The following is a 13,776-nucleotide window of genomic DNA, read 5'->3' as shown; positions in this document are numbered from 1 at the left end:
GAGCCGGGGGCGGCCCGGCGGTCCGGGACCTTGTACTCTTGGCGGCACCATTGCGCGGGAGTCCGATGGAACCATGACGGCAGGAACCGAACCATCCATCCGCTGGCCTGCGATCACCAAAGACATCGGCAGTTTCCGGGTCCGGCCGAACCTGGTGGATTATGACGCGGCGTGCGCGGCCTTCACCTGGGATGAAGCCCGGCGCGCCCTGTCCGGACTGCCTGGCGGGCGCGGCCTCAACATCGCCTACGAGGCGGTGGACCGGCACGCTGCCGGCAGCGCCGCAGGCCGCGAGGCTCTGCGGTTCGTCCGGGCAGATGGCAGCACCCACTCCTTGAGCTACGCCGAACTTGCCGAACAGACCAACCGCTTCGCCGGTGTCCTGCGCAGTCTTGGCGTCGGCCGCGGGGAACGCGTCTTCTCCCTCACCGGCCGCGGCCCCGCCCTGTACATCGCGGTGCTCGGCACGTTGAAGAACGCGAGCGTGTTCTGCCCGCTGTTCTCCGCGTTCGGCCCCGAGCCGGTGCGGCAGCGCCTCACGCTGGGCTCAGGCCGGGCACTGGTCACCACGCGGGTGCTGTACCGCCGGAAGATCGCCCAGCTCCGCGGGCAGCTCCCGGAGCTGCGGCACGTCCTGCTCATCGACGCCGACGGCGATCCCGAGCCCGGCACCCTGGACCTGGCGGCCCTCATGCGGGAAGCCCCGCCGGACGCGGACATCGCGGCCACCCAGCCGGAGGACATGGCCCTGCTGCACTTCACGTCCGGCACCACCGGCACGCCGAAGGGCGCCATCCACGTGCACGACGCCGTGACCGCCCACCACGCGACCGGCACCTTCGCCCTGGACCTGCACCCCGGGGACATCTACTGGTGCACGGCGGACCCTGGCTGGGTCACGGGAACCTCGTACGGCGTGATCGCGCCCCTCAGCCACGGGGTGACGGCCATCGTGGATGAGGAGGAAATGGACGCGGACCGCTGGTACCGGATCCTCGCCGAACAGGGAGTCACGGTCTGGTACACGGCCCCGACGGCCTTGCGCATGCTCATGAAGGCCGGAGCCGACCGCGCCGCCGGACACGACCTCTCCGCCCTGCGCTTCGTCGCCAGCGTCGGCGAGCCGCTTAACCCGGAGGTCGTGGTGTGGGGGCAGGAGGCCTTCGGCCAGCCGGTCCACGACAACTGGTGGCAGACCGAAACAGGCGGCATCATGATCTCCAACTACGCCGCCACCGAGATCCGGCCCGGCTCCATGGGCCGTCCATTGCCCGGCGTCGAGGCGGCCCTTGTGGCCCGGGACGCGGACGGCAAGCCCGTCATCCGCGACGGCGAGGCGGCGCTCGTCACGGACCCCGACACCATGGGGGAACTGGCCCTCCGGCCCGGCTGGCCCTCCATGTTCCGCGGCTATCTGCACGAAGAGGAGCGCTACCGCCGCTGCTTCGCCGGGGGCTGGTACCTCACCGGGGATCTCGCCAAACGCGACGCCGACGGCTATTACTGGTTTGTCGGCCGGGGCGACGACGTCATCAAGTCCTCGGGGCACCTGATCGGCCCGTTCGAGGTGGAGAGTTCCCTCATGGAGCACCCGGCGGTCGCCGAGGCCGGCGTGATCGGCGTCCCCGACCCGGTGGCCGGCGAGGTGGTCAAGGCCTTCGTCGAACTCCGGACCGGCTGGGAACCGTCCGCCGAGCTGGCCCTGGACATCATCGGCTTCGCCCGCAAACGGCTGGGCCCCGCCGTCGCGCCGCGACTGCTCGATTTCACGACCGCGCTGCCCAAGACCCGCAGCGGGAAAATCCTCCGGCGGCTGCTCAAGGCCCGCGAGCTCGGCCTGCCCGAGGGCGACACCTCCACCATCGAGACGCCCCCGGCACCGAGTCCCCCGGCCCCTGGTGCCCAGACACCGGCCCCGGAAGTACCGACCCTGCGGGCCCCCAAATGACCGGCACCTCGGTCCGGCACGGTGGCCCCGTGGACGCGGCCCACGGCCGGGACCTGCTGCTGCAGATGCTGCGCGTCCGCCAGCTTGAGGAGAAATGTGTCGAGCTCTACAGCGCCGCCAAGATCCGCGGCTTCCTGCACGTCTACATCGGCGAGGAGGCCGTCGCCGCCGGCGTCATGACATCCCTGGGACCGGAGGACGCCGTGGTCGCGACCTACCGGGAGCACGGCCACGCGCTGTTGAGGGGCGTCTCGGCCGGGGCAATCCTCGCCGAAATGTACGGCTACGTCGAAGGATGCTGCAGGGGGCGCGGCGGGTCGATGCACCTCTTCGACGCCGCCACCAGGTTCTTCGGCGGCAACGCGATCGTCGCCGGGGGCCTGCCGCTCGCCGTCGGCCTGGCGCTCGCGGACAAGATGGCGGGACGCTCCAACGTCACAGCGTGCTTCTTCGGCGAAGGCGCCGTGGCCGAAGGCGAATTCCACGAGAGCCTGAACCTGGCGGCCCTCTGGCAACTGCCGGTGCTGTTCTGCTGCGAGAACAACCTCTACGCCATGGGCACCGCACTGGTCCGCTCCGAATCCCAGACGGACATTGCCCTCAAGGCCGCCGCCTACGAGATCCCCGCCTGGGCCGTGGACGGCATGGACGTCCTGGCTGTCGAGGAGGCCGCACGCCGCGCCGTGGACGCCGTCCGCTCCGGCGGCGGTCCGCACTTCCTGGAGCTGCGGACCTACCGCTTCCGGGCCCATTCCATGTTCGATCCCGAACGTTACCGGACCAAGGACGAGGTGGCGCGGTGGATGGAGCGGGACCCGATCACGCTGCTGAGGACCGCCCTGGAAGCCGCCGGCCAACTCCCTGGCGAGGAATGGGAGCGGGTGCAGGCCGTGGCGCAGGCGGAAATCGCGGCCGCCGTCGAGTTCGCCGAGGCCGGCACCCCCGAACCGGTGGACGAACTGACCCGCTTTGTCTACAGCGAGCGCGGCGCAAGGGACGACGAAGGCGCGGGCGCCGGCGAACGTGAAGGTACCGGCGAACCTGAACATGCCGGCGAACGTGCCGGCACGCACACCGGCACGCAGCCTGCCGGGAAGCGGCGTGCCGGCAAGGCAGCAGGCACGCCATGAAATCCAGCTACCGCGAGGCGCTCCGGGCGGGCATCCGCGACGCCATGATCCGCGACGAACGCGTGTTCCTGATGGGCGAGGACGTGGGCGCGTATGGCGGCTCGTTTGCGGTCAGCCTGGGCCTGCTGGAGGAGTTCGGCCCGGACCGGATCCGCGACACCCCGCTCTCGGAATCCGGGTTCGTCGGTGCCGGGATCGGCGCGGCCTTGGGCGGCATGCGCCCGATCGTGGAAATCATGACCGTCAACTTCAGCCTCCTGGCGCTCGACCAGATCGTGAACAATGCCGCCACCTTGCTGCACATGTCCGGCGGCCAGTTCCACGTGCCGCTCGTGATCCGGATGACCACCGGCGCGGGCCGCCAGTTGGGCGCCCAGCACTCCCACAGCCTCGAGGGCTGGTACGCCCACATCCCGGGGCTGCGGATTCTGGCCCCGGCCACCCTCGAGGACGCCCGCGGCATGCTCTGGACGGCGCTGCAGGACCCGGACCCCGTGCTGATTTTCGAGCACGGCTCGCTGTACAACGTCCCCGGGGAACTGGCCGACGACGCCGGCCCGGTGGACATCGGCACGGCCGCCATCCGGCGCCCCGGCAACGACATCTCGCTGATCACCTACGGCGGGACCCTGCCCGCGGTGCTCGATGCCGCGGCACAGCTCGCCGCCGAGGGGATCGACGCCGAAGTCCTGGACCTGCGCACGCTCCGGCCGCTCGACGACGCCGCCATCCTCGCCTCCGTGGCCCGGACGCACCGTGCCGTGGTGGTCGATGAAGGCTGGCGCAGCGGCAGCCTGTCGGCCGAAGTGAGTGCGCGGATCACCGAGCAGGCGTTCTTCGACCTCGACGCGCCGGTGGCCCGGGTCTGCAGCGCCGAGGTGCCGATCCCCTATGCCAAGCACCTGGAGCTGGCCGCCCTGCCGTCCGCGGAACGGATCATGGCCGCGGCCAAAGCGACGGTAGGCGCCGGTGGGTGACTTCCTGATGCCCTCGCTCGGGGCCGACATGGAGCATGGCAAGCTGGTCGAATGGCTCGTCAAGCCCGGCGACTATGTGCGCCGCGGCGATCTCGTGGCTGTCGTGGACACAGACAAGACCGTCATGGATGTGGAGTCCTTCCAGGAGGGCGTTGTGGCGGACCTCCTGGTCGGCATCGGCGAGACCGTCCCGGTGGGAACACCGCTGGCCGTGATCACCCAGACCCCTGCCGAAGTCGGGTCTCCGGTTCGGCCGGCTTCTCCGGCGCAGGCGCCGTCGAAAGCTGCCGTCACGCCGCGGATTCCGGAGCCGCCCGGCCCGGCGGCGGCTCCCCCGATCGCCCCTCCGGTGCGGCATCTGGCGCACCGGCTGGGCGTGGACACCGGCGGGATCCAGGGCACCGGCAAGGACGGCGCCATCACCCGCGCGGATGTGGAACACGCGGTGGCGGCCCGGACCGGCGGTCCGGGCCGGGTGCGTTCCTCGCCGCGGGCCCGGCGGCTCGCGACGGAACTCGGGATCGGGCTTTCCACCGTGACGGGCACTGGCCCGGACGGCGCCGTGACGGTGGCCGACGTGCAGCGCGCGGCCGCGGGCACCCCGCCGCCCGCTCCCGCCGGGGCAGCCCCTGTTGCAGCCCCCGCAGCAGCCGGGCTGGAGCTTCCCGTGCCGGAACTTCCTGCGGCTGAACCCGGGGTGCCGGCGACGGCAGGGCCACCAGCGCTGCCAGCGCCACCTGAAGGCAAACCGCCGTCGGAAGCCCGCGAGCGCGTCGCCAGCCTGCGCCGCGCCATCGGCGCCTTGATGACACGCTCGAAGCAGACCATCCCGCACTACTACCTCAGCACCACGCTGGATCTGCGCGCCGCCGTCGATTGGATGCAGTCCGTTAACGCGCACCGGCCCGTGGCCGGCCGGCTGGTCCCGTCGGCGCTCCTGCTCAAGGCCGCGGCGCTGGCGGCACGCGACGTCCCCGAGGTCAACGGGTTCTATGCCGACGGCGGGTTCCGGCCCAGCACGGCGGTGCACCTGGGCGTCGCGGTCGCCCTTCGCCAAGGCGGCCTGGTGGCCCCGGCAATCCACGACGCCGACACTCTGCCCCTGGACGTGCTCATGGAGCAGCTGCGGGACCTTGTCGGCCGGGCCCGTGCGGGGCGTCTGCTGCGCGCCGAAATGGCCGATCCGACCCTGACCGTGACCAACCTCGGAGACCTTGGCGTGGACAGTGTCTTCGGCGTGATCTACCCGCCGCAGGTCGCCATGGTGGGTTTCGGCCGGGTCAGGGAACAGCCCTGGGCCCAGAACGGGCTCCTCGGCGTCCGGCACGCCGCCGTCGCCACGCTCTCGGCGGACCACCGGGTCAGCGACGGTCTGCGCGGCGGCCGCTACCTGGCCCGGATCAACGAGCTGCTGCAAGAACCGGACCACCTGTGAAACCGGAGGAAACATGAACGAACAGGACGCCCGCGCGGCGGTGCACGCCGCGATCGGCACGGTGGCCCCCGACGTCGAGCTCGACGACGTCGACGAGGACGCCCGGCTGCGCCAGGACCTGGAACTCGATTCGCTGGATTTCCTGCGGCTCGTGGAAACCATCGACACGGCCACCGGCGTGGACATCCCAGAGCGCGACTACCCGGCGGTGGCCACCATCAAGGGCCTGATCAGTTACCTCACAGCGCACGGCTGAGCGGGCGGCGCATCAGTCGGACGGCCCTGCACTCAGGGATGCCGGCCCGCGCTGATTGCTTCCTGTTCCTTGTCCTCAGCGAGTTCGGCCTGGAACGCCGCATAGCGGGACAGGTGCGCGGGCCGGCGGCGCAGGACGGACCACGCGGTGCCGAGCAGAATGAACCAGACCGGGGTGACCAGCAGGGCCAGGAGCGTGTCCGGCTGAGTGGTCAGGGTCCAGAGCACGAAGGCGAAGAAAGCAAAGACAACCCAGACCATGGGGATGCCGCCGGGCATCTTGAACTTGGACGCGGCATGCAGCTGCGGCCGGCGCGTGCGGAAGACAAGGTAGCTGGCCAGGATCATCGACCAGACAAAAACGAAGCAGACCGCGGCAACGGTGGTCACCATCTCGAAGGCCTTGCCGATGTCCTGGCCCGCGTACATCAGCACGACGCCGGAGAGCAGCAGGACGCAGGACAGGAACAAGGCGTTCCGGGGTACCTTGCGGCCTGAGAGCGCGCCGAACACGGCCGGGGCGTCGCCCTCCTGGGCCAGCCCGTACACCATGCGGGACGTGGAGTAGATGCCGGAGTTGGCCGAGGACATCGCCGAGGTCAGCACCACCAGGTTGACCACCGTAGCGGCGGCTCCCAGTCCGGCCAGGGAGAACATGGCGATGAACGGGCTGTGTCCGGCGCTGAACTCGGTCCAAGGCGTCACGGACATCAGGATGATCAGGGCGCCCACGTAGAACAGCAGCACACGCACCGGGATGGAGTTGATGGCCCGGGGCAGGTTCTTTTCCGGGTCCTTTGCCTCGGCAGCGGTGGTGCCCACAAGCTCAATGCCCACGAAGGCGAACACGGCAATCTGGAAACCTGCCACGAAGCCCATGAATTCATTCGGGAAGAAACCGCCGTGGCTCCAGAGGTTGGTGAAGCTGGCCGGTCCGGCGTCGGTGCTGAACCCGCTGAAGATCATAAACAGGCCGACCACGATCAGTGCCGCGATGGCGATGATCTTGATCAGGGCGAACCAGAATTCCGTCTCGCCGAATGCCTTCACGGTGGTGAGGTTCAGGAGCAGGAGGATGGCGATGGTGGCCAGGCCGGGGATCCACAGCGGCAGCGCCGGCCAGAGTTCCTGCGAGTAGCCCGCAATGGCGATGACGTCCGCGATTCCGGTGATCACCCAGCAGAACCAGTAGGTCCAGCCGGTGAAGAAGCCGGCCCAGGGCCCGAGCAGGTCCGCGGCGAAGTCGCTGAAGGACTTGTAGTTCAGGTTGCTCAGTAGCAGCTCGCCCATCGCCCGCATGACGAAGAACAGCATGAAACCGATGATCATGTACACGAAGATGACGGAGGGCCCGGCTGCCGAAATCGTCTTGCCGGAGCCCATGAACAGTCCGGTGCCGATGGCACCGCCGATCGCGATCAGCTGGATGTGCCGGTTGCTGAGCTGGCGCTCCAGGTGCGGAGCCGGCGCCGGGTTTTCGGTCTGGGTCTTCATTTTGCTGCTCCTGGAATCGACGCAAGTTCGGGGGTCTCGGGGCGTGATGACGCGGTTGTCCCGCCGGTTGCCCCGGCAAGGTTGTTAAAGCTGTAGAAGTGGATGCCCGCCACGTGGTCCGGGTGCTCTGCAAGCTCGGAAATCAGGGCCGACGGCGCGTACCGGTCTCCGCTCAGGAGCTTGCGTGCCAGCGGCCCCTTGCGGCTGAGGAACTTCAGGGAACTTCCGACGCCGATCTGCGTGGCCAGGGAGACCAGTTTGGCCCGCGGGACGGCCCCCGCTACCCCGGCCCAGACGGGCAGCTGCACGCCTTCCCGGCGGAGGAACGCCGCGTAGTCCAGGATTTTCGGTGCGGAGAAGCACATCTGCGTAACGACGTGCGTGGCCAGGTGCTGCTTGGCCGACAAGGCGTCCACCAGGTCCAGGGCGCCCACCGCGGGGTGGCCCTCCGGGTAGCCCGCAATGCCTGCCCGCATCACGCCGCCGGAGTACTGCGCGATGTCCTCCAGCAGCGGGAGGGCGGACTGGTAGGGGCCGGCCTGCTGCTTCCGGTCGCCGCCAATGACGAACACTTCACCGATCCCGGCAACGTTGCAGTCGCGCATGATTCCGGTCAGCTCGGCACGGCTATGCAGGCTCCGCGCCGCGAGATGCGGGATGACACGGTAGCCGAGGACGCTGAGCTGCGCCGCAGTGCGCATCGTCCGCTCGATGCCGTGGTGGGGCAGGCATGTCACTGTGAGCGCGGTGGTCAAGGGCACCAGGGCCTGGACCTGCTCAACGATCCCCTCTGAAGGGATGATTTCAATTCTGGTGGGGAACATCGTGGGTCCTCTGCTGGTGTCAGACGCCGGCATGCGCGGCGAGGAGGGAGCTGGCTCCCTGCGGGTGCTTCCTGAGCAAGTAATGGACAAGGACGCAATGTGGCGGCTGCACCGCACGGGTACCGGCCCCCAATGACGGGTACCCGTGCGGTGCAGCGCTCACTGCGGAAGCGGGATGCCGCGATCCATGACGACAGGGTGCTGCGAGTGGGCGCCGGCGAGGTCCAGCCCCGGGCGCGGCAGATCCGACAGGGCCGCGCCGGCGTCGGGGGTGCCTGTGTCTATCGCGTTCTGGCGGCGGGCGCCGATGCGGCGGTCAGCACGGGGGGAAGCGGACGACTGAATCGTCATGAGGAACTCCATAATTCAGGTGGCATTTTGGGTGCCACTTTGACTCGGGTTCCTCCCCGCTCTGTATTGGACCTGAGAGTTTCCGCAGACCCTGCTGTTACAGGGTGCCGCTTGCACCGTCGGTGAGTCCGATTACCGGACTGCTTTCCAGAGTTGCCTCGCCGCGGCGGTACGTGGGCCTGAGAGATTCCTGGGGAGGATTTGCTCCTACGGCGCCTGCTGAACGTACCGGCAGGACTCTCCCGCCGCAGATCAAAAGCAAGCATCACTTGTCAGTGATACTGATCACACGGTAGCCATGGACGGGACCGCACGCAACAGTTACGTCACGGGAGCCAACATATTTCCCCGTTTGGCGGGCGCGCCGACGTGGAAAGGCGGGCTAGGGGTGCGGCTGTGGGCGGGGTTCGGCGCGCCGCGCGAACGCCGGCGCGTGCTCGGGCCGGGGACCAAAGGCAATGAACCGGGGAATGATGGTGCGGACCGCCGGAACGCGCCGGGCCACGAAGAGCGCCGCGGCTGGAAATTTTGTCCGTTGCCCGGCCATGATCGGGCCAAAGACCGCGCGCTGCATGAGCCGCTGGGCGGACTGCACGATGACGGTGGGGAGCCGCCGTCGCCGTTCGACTTTCTTGAGGTCTGCGGTGGTGACCCGGCCCCGGAGCAGTGCGGGGGCCAGGTACTCGGCCGCGGCCGCCGCGTCCTGGATGGCGAGGTTGATGCCGACGCCGCCGGCCGGGGACATCGCATGCGCGGCGTCGCCGATGCAAAGCAGGCCGTTGATGTGCCAGGTGCGCAGCCGGTTGAGGCGGACGTCCAGCCAATGGAGGTCTTCGAGGGAATGGATGGCGCCAACGCGGTCCGCGAGGTCCGGGCGGAGCGCCGCGATCCGCCGTCGGAAGCCCTCGATGCCCTCCGCCCGGATCCGGACGTCGGAGCCCTTCGGGGCGAGATAGCCCATTTGGTAGTAGTCGTTGCGGAAGAGGGCCACCAGCGCCTCGCCGGGGCCGAACGCCGGCACCAGCCCGGCCACCTCGCCCGTCTCGGAGGGGTACCGGGGCAGCCGGAACCACCAGGTGTCGAAGGGCACCGGGAATTCCTTCGGCGCCAGCCCGGCGGCGGTGCGCAGCGCGGAATGGCGGCCGTCAGTGGCAACCACGAGGTCCGCCAGGAGTTCGTCGGGTGTGCCGTCCGGGGTGCGGAAGCGGACGCCGCGGACGCGGCCCCCGTTGCGGACCAGTCCGGTGGCGGTGTGGCTCATGAGCAGCGTGAACCCCGGCTCCTCGGCAGCGGAGGCGGCGAGGAAGTTGAGGAAATCCCATTGCGGCATCATGGCGATGTAGTTGTACGGCGCCGGCAGGGAGTCAAAGTCACCCATCGTCACCGGCGGCCCGCCCGGGACCGGGAAGACGACATTCTTCAGGCGGCTCTGCGGCAACTGGCGGAATTCCTGGCCAAGGCCGAGTTCGTCTATCAGCCGGATCGTGGAGGGGTGCACCGTGTCCCCGCGGAAATCGCGCAGGAAATCCGCGTGCTTCTCCAACACCGTGACCCGCACCCCGGCCCGGGCCAGGAGCAGGCCCAGCATCATCCCCGCGGGGCCGCCGCCCACCACCGCGCATCCGGTCTTCTCCATGGCCCCACGGTACCCCTGCCCGCGATGCCGCGGGAGGGGTTTTCGCGGGAGTTTTCGCGGCGGTTTCTGTCGTGCGCTGCGGCTTCAGACTGGCGCTACGGGGATCCGCGCAGCGCCAGTCCGAACGCGCAGCGTCGGACCCGAACCGCAGCGCCAGTCCGAAAGCGCGGCGGCCGACCCGAACCGCAGCGTCGCGCCGCCGGGTTAGAGCCGGGTGTCGAAGGAATCGCAGAAGACGTTGTCGTTGAACGTGCCCTGGAACTCCGATTTGCCCTGGATCTTCTCGATCGCGGCCCGGATGGCCTCCGGCGTGCCCGCGTGGGCGTGGATGGCGGTCTTTACCATCGGCACGTCAATGAGGTGGTTGGGCTGGTTGAGCGAGACGAACACCGTGGGGACTTCGGCGGCGTACCAGGGGATTTCGGCCGCCATGGGCGTTGACCACTTGATCCGGATGGCCGCTTCCTGGGCGAAGCCTTTGACATTGGCGAATACGAACGCGGCGTCGTACTTCTGCGCGTAATCCGCCGTGGCTTCCTCGGAGATGACGGACATGAAGTTCACCCCGGTCTCGCCGGCGGCCTGGCGCTGATCGGCCGTCTTGAAGACATGGACCTCGAAGCCGGCCGTTTCGAGCTCGTCCCGGACAACGTCCAGGTAGGCCAGCGGATCCGCCCGGGTGAAGTCCGCGCCGCCCGAGATACCGTAGAGCCGGATGCGTTTGTGCGTCCGGGGCGTGATGGGCAGGTTGCCGGCCGTGTCTTTGACCAGGGTGACGGTCTTGTCGGCGATCTGCGCGGCAACCGCCCGGTGGGCCTCGCTGCCGATCAGCTGCAGCGCTTCGACCGGCGGGACGAGGGATTCCCGGGCGGCCTTGTGCAGCCCGAGCGACGCCTTCAGGCCAAGGATCCGGCGCAGGGCGTCCTGCAGCCGCGCCTCGGTGATGACCCCGGACTTGTAGCCCTCCAGCATGTACCCGAAGTCCTCGGCCGGGTTCCTGAAGAACAGGAACATGTCGCACCCGGCCGCAATGGTCGCCGGGACCAGCTCGCTGCGCTTCATGGCCTGGGTCAGGCCGATCATCTGCGACGCGTCGGTGAGGATGAGCCCGTTGAAGCCGAGCTCGCCGCGGAGCAGGTCCTGCAACAGTTCCGGCGCCAGCGTCGCGGGCAGGATGTCCTCCGCCGCCAGTCCGGGACGGAAATGCCTGGACAGGTCCGGCGCGCCGATGTGGCCGATCATGATGGACTGCACGCCGTGGCCGATCATTTCCCGGTATACGTGCCCGTAGGTCTGGTTCCAGTCCTCATAGCTGAGCGTGTTGTAGGACGTCACCACGTGCTGGTCGCGTTCGTCCATGCCGTCGCCCGGGAAGTGCTTCATGGCGCACACGGTGGGCGATTCGCTGATGCCGTCGAAGTACTCCTTGGCCCGTTCCACCACGATCTCCGGGGTGTTGCCGAAGGCCCGGGTGGAGATGACGGTGTTGCGCCAGTTGTAGTGGATGTCCACGATCGGCGCGAAGGCCCAGTTGCAGCCAAGCGCGGCTGTCTCCACGCCGGCCACGCGCCCCATCTGGCGGGCGATGTCCTTGTCCGGGTGCGAGCCCGCCTGCAGGTGGGTCGAGACGAACGTCCCGTCGTCGCAGCTGCCGGCGCCGCCCATCTCTGGGTTCGACGCGATCAGCAGCGGCACCCGCGACCTGGACTGCGCGTAGCGGATGTGTTCCTGGACATCGGCCGAGGGTCCCGGCCGGTAGCGCATGCCGCCCACGTGATACTGCTCCAGCACCCCGTCAAGGTACTCCGGGGAGTAGTCGTTGTTGTGGTTGATGAACAGCTGCCCGATCTTTTCCTCGAGCGTCATGGACGCGATGGTGGCATCCACCCAGGCGATGGCGTCGGCGTCGAGGTTGAACGGCGCCGCCTGGAGGTCGACGGCGAGCCGGGCGGCATCGCCCTGCGGCCCGGCGAGGGCCGAAACAGCTTTATCAACGATCTGCGTCACCGGCGTGGCGATGTCCACGACAACACTCTTTTCGTCGGCCTGGAGTTCTTCGAGGGTTTCCAGCTGCGAGTCCAGCAGCGAGAGCGGCATGAAGTGCCCGGGACGGGCGGCCATGCGGCTGCTGAGCAGTTCCCGGCTCCCGTGCAGGTGCACGAACACCACGGAGGGATCGCCGGCGCGGATGATGTCGCGGTAGGCGCGCTTGAGCGCGCTGCACGCGATGACCAGGCCAGCGTCCGACGCCGCGAAGCGCCTGCCGATTTCGGCCAGCCACGGTGCCCGGTCGTCGTCGTTCAACGCAGTGCCGGAGGCCATCTTGTCGATGTTGGACTGGGGATGGAGGGAGTCGCCGTCGAGGAATTCCGCGCCGAGGCGCCCGGCGATGGCCGCGCCCACGGTGCTCTTGCCGCAACTGGTCACACCCATCACCACGATGTGGTGGCGGGCGGGACCGGCGGCCTTCAGATCACCCGTCATGGCCGGATCACCAGTCATGAACGGTGCCGTCGACGAGGCGGTTGTAGGGCAGGTAGGCCTGCTGGTACGGGAAGGCCGCGGCGGCTTCCTCGTTGAATTCGACGCCGATGCCCGGCTTGTCGCCCGGGTGCAGGTAGCCGTCCACGAACGTCATGGATTGTTCGAAGACCTCGTTGGTCTTGTCCGAGTGCTGCATGTACTCCTGGATCCCGTAGTTGTGGATGGCCAGGCCGACGTGGAGCTGCGCGGCAAACCCGACCGGGGAGATGTCCGTGGGGCCGTGGAAGCCGGACTTGATCTGGTACTGCGCGGCGAAGTCCATGACCTTCTTCAGCGGCGAGATGCCGCCGAAGTGGGTGGAGGCGGCCCGGACGTAGTCGATCAGCTGTTCCTTGATGATGGTCTGGTAGTCGTACACGGTGTTGAAGATTTCACCGATGGCCAGCGGGGTGGTGGTGTGCTGGCGGACCAGGCGCAGCGCTTCCTGGTTTTCGGCCGGGGTGCAGTCCTCGAGCCAGAAGAGGTCGTAGGGTTCCAGCGCCTTGCCGAGCTTGGCGGCCTGGATCGGGGTCATCCGGTGGTGCCCGTCGTGCAGGAGCGGGATTTCCGGGCCGAACTCGTTGCGCACGGCCTCGAACACGGTGGGCAGGTGGCGCAGGTAGGCGCGGGTGTCCCAGTCCTCTTCCTGCGGGAAGGCGCCGCGGCCGGCGGGCTCGTAGTCGTACCGCTCGCCCGAGGCCTGGGCCTGTGCGGCAACGCCGTAGACGGCCTTGATGCCCGGGATCGCCGTCTGGATCCGGATCGACTTGTACCCGAGCTCCAGGTGCTCACGGACCGAATCGAACAGCGACGGGATGTCCGCGCCGGAGGCGTGGCCGTAGGCGCGCAGCCCGTTCCGGGATGCCCCGCCCAGGAGCTGGTAGACCGGCATGCCGGCCAGCTTGCCCTTGATGTCCCACAGGGCCATGTCGACGGCGGCGATCGCGGCCATCGTGACCGGGCCGCGGCGCCAGTAGGAGCTCCGGTACAGGAACTGCCAGGTGTCCTCGATCCGGTGCGGGTCCTTGCCGATCAGCAGCTGCGCGATGTGCTCCTTCAGGTAGGCGGCCACGGCGAGCTCGCGGCCGTTCAGGGTCGCGTCGCCGATCCCGGTGACGCCGTCTTCTGTCGTGATCCGCAGGGTCACGAAGTTCCGGGAGGGGCTGGTCACGAAGACTTCAGCGGCAATGATTTTCACAGCAG

General features: G+C 68.7%; 11 protein-coding genes and 1 riboswitch. Of the genes, 5 read left to right on the top strand and 6 right to left on the bottom strand.

Going from position 1 to position 13,776, the window contains the following annotated elements:
• Positions 1-73 precede the first annotated feature (73 nt).
• Genes acsA through LDO15_RS02465 form a run of 5 tightly spaced genes read left to right on the top strand, consistent with a single transcriptional unit; the run spans position 74 to position 5,746 of the window.
• Entirely contained in the window at positions 74-1,948 is a 1,875-nt protein-coding gene (acsA, locus tag LDO15_RS02485; protein WP_223983684.1) for an acetate--CoA ligase, read from the top strand.
• The gene (pdhA, locus tag LDO15_RS02480) at positions 1,945-3,078 is read left to right on the top strand and encodes a pyruvate dehydrogenase (acetyl-transferring) E1 component subunit alpha (RefSeq protein WP_223983682.1); all 1,134 of its coding nucleotides are present in this window, start codon (positions 1,945-1,947) and stop codon (positions 3,076-3,078) included. The genes acsA and pdhA overlap by 4 nt, the downstream gene beginning before the upstream one ends.
• Entirely contained in the window at positions 3,075-4,055 is a 981-nt protein-coding gene (locus tag LDO15_RS02475) for an alpha-ketoacid dehydrogenase subunit beta (RefSeq protein WP_223983680.1), read from the top strand. Before pdhA ends, LDO15_RS02475 begins: the two co-directional genes overlap by 4 nt.
• A complete protein-coding gene (locus tag LDO15_RS02470) occupies positions 4,048-5,490 on the top strand; it encodes a dihydrolipoamide acetyltransferase family protein (RefSeq protein WP_223983678.1) in 1,443 nt (480 codons plus the stop codon). The genes LDO15_RS02475 and LDO15_RS02470 overlap by 8 nt, the downstream gene beginning before the upstream one ends.
• A gap of 13 nt (positions 5,491-5,503) precedes the next feature.
• On the top strand, positions 5,504-5,746 hold the full coding sequence (locus tag LDO15_RS02465; RefSeq protein ID WP_223983676.1) for an acyl carrier protein: 243 nt from the start codon (positions 5,504-5,506) through the stop codon (positions 5,744-5,746).
• 32 nt (positions 5,747-5,778) lie between these two features.
• Here LDO15_RS02465 and LDO15_RS02460 read toward each other — a convergent pair whose 3' ends face one another.
• The 6 genes from LDO15_RS02460 to manD form a co-directional block, all read right to left on the bottom strand.
• The gene (locus tag LDO15_RS02460; protein ID WP_223983673.1) at positions 5,779-7,239 is read right to left on the bottom strand and encodes an amino acid permease; all 1,461 of its coding nucleotides are present in this window, start codon (positions 7,237-7,239) and stop codon (positions 5,779-5,781) included.
• On the bottom strand, positions 7,236-8,063 hold the full coding sequence (locus LDO15_RS02455; RefSeq protein WP_223983670.1) for a methylenetetrahydrofolate reductase: 828 nt from the start codon (positions 8,061-8,063) through the stop codon (positions 7,236-7,238). The genes LDO15_RS02460 and LDO15_RS02455 overlap by 4 nt, the downstream gene beginning before the upstream one ends.
• 159 nt (positions 8,064-8,222) lie before the next feature.
• Positions 8,223-8,414, bottom strand: coding sequence for a hypothetical protein (locus tag LDO15_RS02450; RefSeq protein ID WP_223983667.1), 192 nt, complete (start codon positions 8,412-8,414; stop codon positions 8,223-8,225).
• A 157-nt stretch (positions 8,415-8,571) separates the two neighbouring features.
• A riboswitch (glycine riboswitch) is annotated at positions 8,572-8,669 on the bottom strand.
• Positions 8,670-8,796: 127 nt separating this feature from the next.
• Positions 8,797-10,050: an FAD-dependent oxidoreductase gene (locus LDO15_RS02445; protein ID WP_223983665.1), complete on the bottom strand. Its 1,254-nt coding sequence runs from the start codon at positions 10,048-10,050 to the stop codon at positions 8,797-8,799.
• A 204-nt stretch (positions 10,051-10,254) separates the two neighbouring features.
• Positions 10,255-12,552: a gluconokinase, GntK/IdnK-type gene (locus tag LDO15_RS02440; protein WP_223983663.1), complete on the bottom strand. Its 2,298-nt coding sequence runs from the start codon at positions 12,550-12,552 to the stop codon at positions 10,255-10,257.
• Positions 12,542-13,771 carry a D-mannonate dehydratase ManD gene (manD, locus tag LDO15_RS02435; protein ID WP_223983661.1) on the bottom strand — a complete coding sequence of 410 codons (1,230 nt, stop codon included), beginning with the start codon at positions 13,769-13,771 and terminating at the stop codon, positions 12,542-12,544. The genes LDO15_RS02440 and manD overlap by 11 nt, the downstream gene beginning before the upstream one ends.
• Between the last annotated feature and the right edge of the window lie 5 nt (positions 13,772-13,776).

It is taken from the genome of Arthrobacter sp. NicSoilB8, from assembly GCF_019977355.1.
GTDB lineage: Bacteria > Actinomycetota > Actinomycetes > Actinomycetales > Micrococcaceae > Arthrobacter.
This window is presented reverse-complemented; position numbering and strand designations above follow the sequence as displayed.